The sequence below is a fragment of the Kurthia huakuii LAM0618 genome, from assembly GCF_000505545.1.
Classification (GTDB): Bacteria; Bacillota; Bacilli; order Bacillales_A; family Planococcaceae; genus Kurthia; species Kurthia huakuii.
The window spans coordinates 70,371-82,245 of the sequence record NZ_AYTB01000008.1; the positions used below are offsets into that span (position 1 = coordinate 70,371).

Below are 11,875 nucleotides of genomic sequence, written 5' to 3' on the forward strand. Positions count from 1 at the left end.
GGTATGATTGTATAAAATTATTTATATGAAAGCAGATTATGAGCCATGGTGGCAATTTGATGGCTGGGAACAGCATATTGTACGCGAGCGTGCTTTTGATAATAAATTTGAAGCCGAGCGTTTTTTAAAGCAAACATTGTCGGCGATGAGTGAGCAATATCCGCATCAGGAACACCGGAAAGAATGTTTTTGGGCATTTTGGAGCGAAGAAGAAGTCGCATTTTGTGAATCATGCGATGATGATATTCAAACGTATCACGGCATTATTTGGAAAAAAGCATAAAGGGATTTTTTTGATAATTTGACAAAAAATTAGAATTTTATTTGACAATGTCTATCAACATGATATAATTAATGCAACAAATGAAATTCTGATTGACCGCGAACTTCCATTCACATATTACAAAAAGTGATCGGCTTGTCTTGAACGGTACTTTATGTAATATGTGAATTTTTGTTTTGCGTAGATTTCGTTGTTTCTTTGTTCATTTTATTTTTTGGAGGTTTTTTCACATGAAACAAGGTACAGTTAAATGGTTTAACGCAGAAAAAGGTTTTGGCTTCATCGAAGTAGAAGGCGAAAACGATGTATTCGTACACTTCTCAGCAATCCAAGGCGAAGGATTCAAATCTTTAGACGAAGGCCAAGCAGTAGAATTCGAAGTAACTGAAGGCAACCGCGGCCCACAAGCTGAAAACGTTGTAAAACTTTAATCGTTTATTTTAAGACTAGGAGCAATCCTAGTCTTTTTTTTTATGTAGAAAAACAATTTATTTTAATGTTAAAATAATAGCGAAAGGGGTGGCGACAATGATTTCGTTTATTTTGACGATTTTACGCTTATTAAAAGCAGTTATGCATATGATGAAACGTAAAATTTTCTGGTCGATTTTAATGACCGTGTGTTTTATTTTATTATCGGGAACGTTATTTTATCATCAAATCGAACAATGGAGTGTACTTGATTCATTGTATTTTGCATTCACGACACTTGTACCAACAAGCTTAGATACAGGACTTATACTCACAAACAGTTTTTCAAAAGTGTTTACGATGTTTTATTTAGTTGCAGGAATGGGGGCCATGCTGTCGCTATTATTGCTATTTGGGAGCGCAGTGCTCGAATTTGAACGCGAAGAATTGCAGGAAAAAGAAACGAAAAAGTAAGGCGTTCGGATTAAATGTTAGCAGGAATGGGAACAATGAGTGTAAGAGGTGATATGATGCTTGAAAAATTAACAACGGATTCACGTTTACAAGCGGTGATTATTACAGGGGTTGTACTTATTGGCATTGCTTGGCTCTCAGAGAAATGTGCGATTGATTTATCATAATCGACGAGGAAAGATGCATCGGTATCTTTCCTCTTTTTTTATTACATATGTTGATAAAAAAAGAGTGAGGAATGTGTCGAATAACTGACGAACGAGTAGGTTTTACACGGCATAAAAAAACAGGAAGCGCTTAACGCACTTCCTATTTTGTTTTGATTATTAACGCCCGAAGTCAAAATTTTCTGGGTCGGGACCATAATGACCATTTTCATTTAAATTTTCAATTAATAAAATATCTTCACCGTCTAATTCAAAATCAAAAATTTGTGCGTTTTCGGCGATGCGACTTGGTGTCATCGATTTTGGAATCGTCACAATATTCGTTTGTACTTGCCAGCGCAAAATAATTTGTGCCGTCGTTTTATTATATTTTGAGGCGATTGTTTTTAATGTCGCATTGTCAAGTACGGCTGCATTCATTAGTGGCGACCACGCTTCAATTTGAATGCCTTTTTCAAGACAATAAGCGCGTACTTTCTGTTGCGTTTGTAGCGGGTTTAATTCAATTTGATTAACGGTCGGGACAATCGTTGTTTCCGCTAGTAATTTATCGAGATGATGTACGTGGAAGTTGCTGACGCCAATCGATTTTACGCGCTTGTCCTTATAAAGTGTTTCAAGCGCTTGCCATTGTGGAATGAAATCGTTGTTTGTGCCTGGCCAATGCAATAAATATAAATCTAAATAATCGAGTTGCATACGCGCTAACGCATCATCATAAGCTTGTAATGTTTCTTCATATGAAATGCCATCATTCCATACTTTAGATGTGATAAACAATTCTTCGCGCGTTACAAGTCCGTCATTGATAGCTTCTCGAATGCCTTGGCCGACTGAAGCTTCATTGTTATAAATAGCCGCCGTATCGATTAAACGATAGCCTTCTTTAATCGCTGTTTTGACGGCAACTGCTAAGTCAGCGCCTTCTGGTACGCGGAATGTACCATACCCTAATTGAGGGATTGCTTTACCATTATTTAATTCTACCGTGTTTGTCACACATACTCGCTCCTTTGTAAAGAAAGATGTAAACCTATCATAGCGTATTGTTATCGGTTTTGGAAAGAAAAGGTATCTGCTAAAATGAATGTAGGGGGGATTTCATGAAACGCGTTAAAGTGTATATTGCGATGAGTTTAGACGGGTATATTTCAAGACCAGATGGCTCGATTGATTTTTTAAATGCCGTCGAAGGAGAAGGTGATAATGGCTATTTAGCGTTCTATTCAACGATAGGAACGGTTGTTATGGGGAGTCTTACATATGATTGGATTTTACGTCATGCGCGCGTCTTTCCATATGCACAGCGTAGTTGTTATGTTATGACATCGAAAGAGCGCATGAACAATGCGAATGTGACGTTTACGAATCAGTCGCCAGCAGAGCTCTTATCACAAATCCGAGCGGCTAGTGATCGCGACATTTGGCTTGCAGGTGGAGCGAAGCTTGTCGAAAGTTTTTTAAATGAAGATTTAGTTGATGAATTGATTATTACGATTGCGCCCGTTGTGTTAGGAGAAGGCGTGCCATTATTTTCAGCGGGCGTACCAATGAGCGATTGGAAGCTCATTCAAACGCAAAGTTACAATCAATTTGCTGAACTTACGTATAAAAAAGATGACTAATGATGCTAAGGAGATGTTTTGCGACATCTTCTTTTTTGTTAACGCGTAGCGAAAAAAACGCCAAAATAGCTTGTTGGTGTTTTAATTAGAAAGCGCATTGTAGCGGGCGTTGTCGCATGAAAATAAATAGCTTTTTTTTTAGAAAAGTATTGCATTCCATGTTTATACGCTATATAATAATTTATGTTCTTAAGAAAACAAGACATAAAACATTTGAATATTTAAAAAAGTTAACAAGCACATGCGGAAGTAGTTCAGTGGTAGAACATCACCTTGCCAAGGTGGGGGTCGCGAGTTCGAACCTCGTCTTCCGCTCCATATGTGCCGGGGTGGCGGAACTGGCAGACGCACAGGACTTAAAATCCTGCGGTAGGTGACTACCGTACCGGTTCGATTCCGGTCCTCGGCACCATTTATTAACTTTTATTTGCGCCCATAGCTCAATTGGATAGAGCGTCTGACTACGGATCAGAAGGTTGTGGATTCGACTTCTGCTGGGCGCACCATTGTTCTTTGAAAACTGGATAAAACGACATTGAAAGTAACAAACAAATTTCTATTATAGATTTTTTTATTATTAAGTTTTAATTTTTTAGGCTTAATAACTTATATAGGTTAAGTTATTAAGGGCGCATGGCGGATGCCTTGGCACTAGAAGCCGATGAAGGACGGCACTAACACCGATATGCTTCGGGGAGCTGTAAGTGAGCTTTGATCCGGAGATTTCCGAATGGGGGAACCCACTGTTTTTAATAGGACAGTATCTACACGTGAATTCATAGCGTGATGATGGCAGACTCAGGGAACTGAAACATCTAAGTACCTGAAGGAAGAGAAAGAAAATTCGATTCCCTTAGTAGCGGCGAGCGAAACGGGAAGAGCCCAAACCAAGGAGCTTGCTCCTTGGGGTTGTAGGACACTCTATACGGAGTTACAAAGGAATGAGTTAAGCGAAGCGGCATGGAAAGGCCCACCAAAGAAGGTAACAGTCCTGTAGTTGAAAGTTCATTCCCTCCAGAGTGGATCCTGAGTACGGCGGAACACGTGAAATTCCGTCGGAATCTGGGAGGACCATCTCCCAAGGCTAAATACTCTCTAGTGACCGATAGTGAACCAGTACCGTGAGGGAAAGGTGAAAAGCACCCCGGAAGGGGAGTGAAAGAGATCCTGAAACCATGTGCCTACAAGTAGTTAGAGCCCGTTAATGGGTGATAGCGTGCCTTTTGTAGAATGAACCGGCGAGTTACGATCCCATGCAAGGTTAAGCTGATAAGGCGGAGCCGTAGCGAAAGCGAGTCTGAATAGGGCGAATGAGTATGTGGTTGTAGACCCGAAACCAGGTGATCTACCCATGTCCAGGGTGAAGGTAAGGTAACACTTACTGGAGGCCCGAACCCACGTACGTTGAAAAGTGCGGGGATGAGGTGTGGGTAGCGGAGAAATTCCAATCGAACCTGGAAATAGCTGGTTCTCTCCGAAATAGCTTTAGGGCTAGCCTCGCGGCTAAGAATCTTGGAGGTAGAGCACTGTTTGGACTAGGGGTCCATCCCGGATTACCGAATTCAGACAAACTCCGAATGCCAATGATTTATACGCGGGAGTCAGACTGCGAGTGATAAGATCCGTAGTCAAAAGGGAAACAGCCCAGACCACCAGCTAAGGTCCCCAAGTAATCGTTAAGTGGAAAAGGATGTGACGTTGCTTAGACAACCAGGATGTTGGCTCAGAAGCAGCCATCATTTAAAGAGTGCGTAATAGCTCACTGGTCGAGTGACGCTGCGCCGAAAATGTATCGGGGCTAAACGATTCACCGAAGCTGTGGATGGACATCTCAGATGTCCGTGGTAGGAGAGCGTTCTAATCGCTGTGAAGTCAGATCGTAAGGACTGGTGGAGCGCTTAGAAGTGAGAATGCCGGTATGAGTAGCGAAAGATGGGTGAGAATCCCATCCACCGAATGACTAAGGTTTCCTGAGGAAGGCTCGTCCGCTCAGGGTTAGTCGGGACCTAAGCCGAGGCCGATAGGCGTAGGCGATGGATAACAGGTTGATATTCCTGTACCACCTCCTCACCATTTGAGTAATGGGGGGACGCAGTAGGATAGGGTAAGCGCGCTGTTGGTTATGCGCGTCTAAGCAGTGAGGTGTGAGTGTAGGCAAATCCGCACTCTTTAACATTGAGCTGTGATAGCGAAGCTCTTAGAGCGAAGTTCCTGATTTCACACTGCCAAGAAAAGCCTCTAGCGAGGTGAGAGGTGCCCGTACCGCAAACCGACACAGGTAGTCGAGGAGAGAATCCTAAGGTGAGCGAGAGAACTCTCGTTAAGGAACTCGGCAAAATGACCCCGTAACTTAGGGATAAGGGGTGCTCTGGTAGGGTGCAAGCCCGAGAGAGCCGCAGTGAATAGGCCCAAGCGACTGTTTATCAAAAACACAGGTCTCTGCTAAACCGTAAGGTGATGTATAGGGGCTGACGCCTGCCCGGTGCTGGAAGGTTAAGAGGATTGGTTAGCGCAAGCGAAGCTGAGAATTGAAGCCCCAGTAAACGGCGGCCGTAACTATAACGGTCCTAAGGTAGCGAAATTCCTTGTCGGGTAAGTTCCGACCCGCACGAAAGGCGTAACGATTTGGGCACTGTCTCAACGAGAGACTCGGTGAAATTATAGTACCTGTGAAGATGCAGGTTACCCGCGACAGGACGGAAAGACCCCATGGAGCTTTACTGTAGCTTGATATTGAATTTTGATACATTTTGTACAGGATAGGTAGGAGCCTGAGAGACCGGAACGCCAGTTTCGGTGGAGGCGTTGTTGGGATACTACCCTAAATGTATTGAACTTCTAACCCGCACCCCTTATCGGGGTGGGAGACAGTGTCAGGCAGACAGTTTGACTGGGGCGGTCGCCTCCTAAAAGGTAACGGAGGCGCCCAAAGGTTCCCTCAGAATGGTTGGAAATCATTCGCAGAGTGTAAAGGCACAAGGGAGCTTGACTGCGAGACCTACAAGTCGAGCAGGGTCGAAAGACGGGCTTAGTGATCCGGTGGTTCCGCATGGAAGGGCCATCGCTCAACGGATAAAAGCTACCCTGGGGATAACAGGCTTATCTCCCCCAAGAGTCCACATCGACGGGGAGGTTTGGCACCTCGATGTCGGCTCATCGCATCCTGGGGCTGTAGTCGGTCCCAAGGGTTGGGCTGTTCGCCCATTAAAGCGGTACGCGAGCTGGGTTCAGAACGTCGTGAGACAGTTCGGTCCCTATCCGTCGTGGGCGTAGGAAATTTGAGAGGAGCTGTCCTTAGTACGAGAGGACCGGGATGGACACACCGCTGGTGTACCAGTTGTCTTGCCAAAGGCATCGCTGGGTAGCTATGTGTGGACGGGATAAGTGCTGAAAGCATCTAAGCATGAAGCCCCCCTCAAGATGAGATTTCCCATTACGCAAGTAAGTAAGACCCCTGAAAGACGATCAGGTAGATAGGTTCGAGATGGAAGTATGGCGACATACGGAGTTGACGAATACTAATAGGTCGAGGACTTAACCAAATATACTTTCATGTCACAATTTTATCCAGTTTTGAAAGAACAATTCTTTCAAGGAACTTACGCTAAGTTCACAACGTCCATGTTGTAACGCGTAAGTCAGTACATCCTTGTACGTAAGGGTTCTGATAGGCTAGTAATACGAGGAAGCAATGAATGAACACCGGAGCATACTTCAGTATGTGAGGATGTGAATGAAACAGCTGACAATGTAGTACGAAGCAGAGCAGAAGCCGTAACTAAGAGTCTAGTGATGATGGCAAAGAGGTCACACCTGTTCCCATGCCGAACACAGTAGTTAAGCTCTTTAGCGCCGATGGTAGTTGGGGGTTTCCCCCTGCGAGAGTAGGACGTTGCTAGGCGAGTCATTAGCTCAGTTGGTAGAGCATCTGACTTTTAATCAGAGGGTCGCTGGTTCGAATCCTGCATGACTCATTTCAAAAAAACACGTTGTTTTAACTAGAGAAATCTAGTTAAACAGCGTGTTTTTTTCTATGCTGTAAACTTAAAATCTATATGTTATACCTCATACTAGTATGAAATGACAATAATCACTATAGCAACGAGAGAAAAGTCATTATACTGATGAATGTATGAAGCTCATTATTATATTCATAAAGAAATATATAATATATTACATTAGAAAAGAATGATAAAATAAGTAATTTTCAGAAAATTAAGAATATACTTATATATTGTAAAATAATTCGCAATCGAATATGATGATGATACAGACAATAAAATAACTTTAAACAGCTAAAAATAACATAAACGAGGTGATTTCTGTGGAAAGAGTGTTGTTTACAGACGTTGGTGAAGGGCTACATGAAGCTGAAATTTTGCAGTGGTTTGTGAACGTCGGCGATACAGTAGAACGTGACGAGGCACTGGTAGAATTGCAAACAGATAAGGTGGCCATCGAAGTAACAGCTCCAAAAAAAGGAATCATTATGCAACGTATTGGTGATATTGGGCAACGAATTATCGTTGGCGATACACTTGTTGAAGTAGATACAGGGGAAGGCGCAGCCGCAGCACAACCAGCCGAACTTGAAATAGCGTCCAAGCCACAATCGGAGACGGCTGCAATGGTAGCACAACCGGCGGACCGTGGGCAAGGGCCTGTACGTATTAAGGCGGCACCAAGCGTTCGAAAGTTAGCGCGCGAATTAGGCGTAGATATTCAGCTTGTCCATGCTTCTGCTGCGCATGGCCGCATTACAAAAGAAGATGTACGACATGCGGCAACCGGCGAAACACCAACAGAACCATCACAAAAACAAGAGGCAGCGAAAGTGTCGGTACATCGCGTTGCACCAGTGATGGGAGAAAAGCGCCGTGAAAAAATTTCTGGTGTGCGCAAACAGATGTATCAAAATATTGCACATTCATTGGCGACAATTCCGCACACAACAGCGATGTACGACATGCAAGTAGATGAACTTAATCGCGTGCGTAAAGACTTGAAAGCGTTTACAGAACAGTCGTTAACGTATTTGCCATTCTTTATTAAAATCGCTGTACATGTGTTGCAAGAAAATCCGATTTTTAATGCGAGTATCGATGAGGAAAATGAAGAAATTATTTACCATGAAAATATTAATATCGGCGTGGCGATGGCGACAAAACAAGGTTTAATCGTACCGGTGATTCATAATGTCGAAACGCTGTCATTAGAAGAAATTGCGGCACAGCTTTATGACTTAACAGAGCGTGGTCGCGATAATAAGTTATCACTGCATGAATTAAAAGGCGCAACGTTTACGATTTCAAGTACGGGTATGCGCGGCGGCGTCTATGCAACACCTGTTATGACGGCGCCACAAGTAGCAATTTTAGGCTTGCATGCGATGGCTGAAAAACCGGTCATTTTGCCAGACCGTACAATTGGTATTGGTACGGTGATGGGCTCGAGTTTATCATTTGATCACCGCGTTATTGACGGGGAAGCCGTTGGGTACTTTATGGAAGCCTTTAAAAGTTATGTGGAAAATCCAAATCGCTTGTTATTAAAATCATAGGAGGTGCCAGAGATGGATATGACAAAATGGCTAGACGAACAAGGAAATTTACTCGGTGATGTAACGTTGCCATCAGACGAATTGCTAACGACGATGTACGCTGAAATGAAACGTGGGCGCATGATTGATACAAAGATGTTTAAAATGCAACGTCAAGGGCGTATGGCACTTGTGGCGCCTGTTAGTGGACAAGAAGCGATTCAAGTAGCGAGCGCACTCGTGCTCAATAAAGAGGACTGGATGGCACCGAGTTATCGTGATTCTGTAGCAACGATGTTACATGGTATGCCACTAGAAAATATTATTCGTTATTTCAAAGGCTATAGTGATGGCGGCGGAGCTCCTGAGGGTGTAAATGTGTTGCCTGTGCAAATTATTATTGCAGCGCAAATGCTTCATGCCGTTGGTGTCGCTTTTGCTTCAAAAATTAAAGGAGATAGCGCGCGGACGATTACCTTTTTTGGCGATGGCGCGACGAGTCAAGGGGACTTCCATGAAGCACTTAACTTTGCCGCCGTCTATAAGCTACCTGTCGTATTTGTTTGTCAAAATAATCAATATGCCATTAGTACACCGGTGCGTAAACAAATGAATACCGACACGATTGTCGAGCGCGCCAAAGCGTATAATATGGCGTATGAGTATGTCGATGGTAACGATGTGTTAGCGTGCTATGACGTCATGAAACGTGCTTATGACAAGGCGCAAAATGGCCCGGTGTTTGTCGAGGCTGTAACGTATCGTTTGGGACCACATACAACATCGGATGACCCGAAAAAATACCGTGAACAAATAGAAGAGGAGCAGTGGCAGCAAAAAGACCCGCTTGTGCGTATGCGTGCTTTTTTAACAGCGCGTGGCTTATGGGATGAGGCATTTGAGCGTGCAATTGAAGAACGCGCTTCAGCGGAGATTGAGGAAGCTGTGGCGAAAATTGAAGAAACACCGCCACCAACATTAGCAGATATGCTCGAAAAAGTATATGCAACACCACCAACGCTTATTCAAGAGCAAATCGACGGGTTAAGGGGGAACGCATAATGAGCGAAAAAACGATTGTACAAGCGATTAATGAAGCATTATTCCAGGCGATGGAGCATGATGATGTCGTGTTATTAGGCGAAGATGTTGCGACAAATGGCGGCGTATTCCGCGTGACAGATGGCCTTAAAGAGAAGTACGGAGCGATGCGCGTTATCGATACACCGCTCGCTGAATCGGGCATCATTGGGACGGCGGTTGGCATGAGTGTCAACGGCTTACGTCCCATCGCAGAAATCCAATTTTTTGGCTTTATTTATGAGGCGATGGATCAAATGGTTAGCCAAGCAACGCGTATGCGCTATCGTTCAAATGGGCGCTTTCATGCACCGATTGTCGTGCGTAGTCCGTATGGTGCGGGTGTCAATACACCGGAACTTCATGCCGACAGTATCGAAGCGATTTTTAGTCATTCGCCAGGCATGAAAATTGTGATGCCTTCAAGCCCTTATGATGCAAAAGGTTTATTGCTTGCGGCGATTGAAGACCCGGACCCGGTACTTTTTTTAGAACCGATGAGTATTTATCGCTCAGTGCGTGAAGAGGTGCCAGATGAGGCGTATACGGTAACTATTGGTGAAGCGAAAATTGTGCAAGCCGGGAGCGATGCGACGATTGTTACATGGGGGCCCCCGGTTGTGTGGCTACAGCAAGTAGTTGAAGAATATGCGACAAATGGAGTGTCAATCGAGTTAATTGACTTGCGGACGGTCGCACCACTCGACATTGATACGATTGTTGCTTCTGTCGAAAAAACCGAACGATTGTGCATTGTGCATGAAGCAGTCAAAACGAATGGTATCGGTGCGGAAATTGCGGCGCTCGTGTCAGAACGTGCGATTTTCTCACTTGTTGGGCCAATTAAACGCGTGACAGGCTTTGATTCGCCGTACCCTGCTGGCACGATTGAGCGCGACTGGATGCCAAATCCAAGCCGCGTTAAAACAGCAATTGATGAACTATTAACATACGAATAAAAAAACCGAAAGTCACATGGAATGTTCGAGAAATGTGACTTTTTTTCATGCTGTAAAAATGTAAGAATGGCAGGTTTTCTTTAATTGTAAAATAAAAAAACACTATGAGAATTTTCTAAAAATTATTGACATGCTTGCAGTGTGTTGGTACGATAAGTGCGTTGTTCAACAGGAAAGTCGTTTTCGAGTGAGTCTTTCCGAGCAATGATTATTTGACCACTCCTACGAGAGGAGTTAAGGCCATACGGACAGCCGGGTCGACTGCCGCTTGGTGGAGCCATTCCACCTATTGATTGAGTTAGAAGCTCAAGTTTTATAAGTTGGTTACTTTACAACCAGTGTTTAAATGCACATCAACTTGTGAAATTGGTCAATATGAGTAGTAAAAGTAATTGTTTGCTATATAGACTCTAAAAAGCCATGATAGGATTAACTTCGAAACCGATACGGAATGTAGGCGATTTTTTCTGTTTTTTTCTGAACTTGTCTATTTTTTACGACTTCGTATGTTTATATCCAGAGCAAGTGATGCCCAAATGTGCATTGCTTGCTCTTTTTTTTGTTGGAGGTGTGAGAAATGGAACGGCTAAAGCTTTATGGTTTTAATAATTTAACGAAGGCGCTAAGTTTTAATATTTACGATATATGCTATGCGGAGACGTCTGCAGAGCAGCGAGCGTATATTGAATACATTGATGAGCAATATAATGCAGAGCGGCTAACAGAAATTTTATTGCATGTGACCGACATGATTGGTGCACGCGTGTTACATGTTTCGAAGCAAGATTATGATCCACAAGGTGCGAGTGTGACATGTTTAATTGCTGAGCATCAACTAGCGCGTTACGGCAGCGATACGCTTGTGGCACATTTAGATAAAAGTCATGTGACGGTGCATACGTATCCAGAATTTCATCCGGAAAATCATTTAGCGACGTTTCGCGTAGACATTGATGTCGCGACATGTGGTGAGATTACACCGCTGTCGACACTCGATTATTTAATTTCATCATTCGATTCAGATGTTATTACGATGGATTACCGCGTGCGAGGATTTACGCGTGATGTTCGTGGTAACAAAGTATATATTGATCATCTAGTCCACTCGATTCAAGACTATATTGCATCAACGACACTTGAAAAATATGATGTTGACGATATGAATGTCCCTCGCGCTAACTTGTTTCACACGCGTATGCGTTTAAAAGACTTACCACTCGAAAATTATGTCTTTGATATGGATTTAGCTGACGTGTCGCCGCTGAAAAAAGAGCAGATGCTCGCAGCGCTTCATGTCGAAATGGAAGAAATTTTTCACGGAACGGGAGTGTAACGAT

General features: G+C 43.5%; 10 protein-coding genes, 4 tRNA genes and 2 rRNA genes. 15 read left to right on the forward strand and 1 reads right to left on the reverse strand.

All coding sequences use genetic code 11. The annotated features are described in order from the left end of the window. Nucleotides 1-7 precede the first annotated feature (7 nt). The 4 genes from V514_RS0104575 to V514_RS20755 all read left to right on the forward strand — a co-directional run bounded on the left by V514_RS0104575 (nt 8) and on the right by V514_RS20755 (nt 1,335). On the forward strand, nt 8-283 hold the full coding sequence (locus tag V514_RS0104575; protein WP_029498594.1) for a DUF1033 family protein: 276 nt from the start codon (nt 8-10) through the stop codon (nt 281-283). Between the two features lie 230 nt (nt 284-513). Further along, nucleotides 514-714 carry a cold-shock protein gene (locus V514_RS0104580; RefSeq protein WP_029498596.1) on the forward strand — a complete coding sequence of 67 codons (201 nt, stop codon included), beginning with the start codon at nt 514-516 and terminating at the stop codon, nt 712-714. Between the two features lie 97 nt (nt 715-811). Next, the gene (locus V514_RS0104585; RefSeq protein ID WP_029498598.1) at nt 812-1,168 is read left to right on the forward strand and encodes an ion channel; all 357 of its coding nucleotides are present in this window, start codon (nt 812-814) and stop codon (nt 1,166-1,168) included. A gap of 35 nt (nt 1,169-1,203) precedes the next feature. After that, nucleotides 1,204-1,335 carry a hypothetical protein gene (locus tag V514_RS20755; protein WP_268744206.1) on the forward strand — a complete coding sequence of 44 codons (132 nt, stop codon included), beginning with the start codon at nt 1,204-1,206 and terminating at the stop codon, nt 1,333-1,335. A gap of 159 nt (nt 1,336-1,494) precedes the next feature. Here V514_RS20755 and V514_RS0104595 read toward each other — a convergent pair whose 3' ends face one another. Then, nucleotides 1,495-2,334, reverse strand: coding sequence for an aldo/keto reductase (locus V514_RS0104595; RefSeq protein WP_029498601.1), 840 nt, complete (start codon nt 2,332-2,334; stop codon nt 1,495-1,497). A gap of 104 nt (nt 2,335-2,438) precedes the next feature. Here V514_RS0104595 and V514_RS0104600 point away from each other — a divergent pair, with 104 nt between their 5' ends. From V514_RS0104600 to speD, 11 genes are all read left to right on the forward strand, one after another. Beyond that, nucleotides 2,439-2,960 (forward strand): dihydrofolate reductase family protein, encoded by a 522-nt coding sequence (locus V514_RS0104600; RefSeq protein WP_029498603.1) that lies wholly within the window; start codon nt 2,439-2,441, stop codon nt 2,958-2,960. Between the two features lie 243 nt (nt 2,961-3,203). Further along, nucleotides 3,204-3,278: transfer RNA gene (locus V514_RS0104605), tRNA-Gly, on the forward strand. 5 nt (nt 3,279-3,283) lie between these two features. Continuing rightward, nucleotides 3,284-3,372, forward strand: a tRNA-Leu gene (locus tag V514_RS0104610). Between the two features lie 17 nt (nt 3,373-3,389). After that, nucleotides 3,390-3,466 (forward strand) — tRNA-Arg (locus V514_RS0104615). Between the two features lie 107 nt (nt 3,467-3,573). Further along, nucleotides 3,574-6,502, forward strand: a 23S ribosomal RNA gene (locus V514_RS0104620). A gap of 243 nt (nt 6,503-6,745) precedes the next feature. Further along, nucleotides 6,746-6,861, forward strand: a 5S ribosomal RNA gene (gene rrf, locus V514_RS0104625). Then, nucleotides 6,862-6,934: transfer RNA gene (locus V514_RS0104630), tRNA-Lys, on the forward strand. A gap of 350 nt (nt 6,935-7,284) precedes the next feature. After that, nucleotides 7,285-8,520 carry a dihydrolipoamide acetyltransferase family protein gene (locus tag V514_RS0104635; RefSeq protein WP_029498605.1) on the forward strand — a complete coding sequence of 412 codons (1,236 nt, stop codon included), beginning with the start codon at nt 7,285-7,287 and terminating at the stop codon, nt 8,518-8,520. A 12-nt stretch (nt 8,521-8,532) separates the two neighbouring features. Beyond that, nucleotides 8,533-9,561: a pyruvate dehydrogenase (acetyl-transferring) E1 component subunit alpha gene (gene pdhA / locus V514_RS0104640; protein WP_029498607.1), complete on the forward strand. Its 1,029-nt coding sequence runs from the start codon at nt 8,533-8,535 to the stop codon at nt 9,559-9,561. Continuing rightward, on the forward strand, nt 9,561-10,538 hold the full coding sequence (locus V514_RS0104645) for an alpha-ketoacid dehydrogenase subunit beta (protein WP_029498610.1): 978 nt from the start codon (nt 9,561-9,563) through the stop codon (nt 10,536-10,538). The genes pdhA and V514_RS0104645 overlap by 1 nt, the downstream gene beginning before the upstream one ends. A gap of 577 nt (nt 10,539-11,115) precedes the next feature. Continuing rightward, a complete protein-coding gene (speD, locus tag V514_RS0104650) occupies nt 11,116-11,871 on the forward strand; it encodes an adenosylmethionine decarboxylase (protein WP_029498613.1) in 756 nt (251 codons plus the stop codon). The last annotated feature ends 4 nt before the right edge of the window (nt 11,872-11,875 follow it).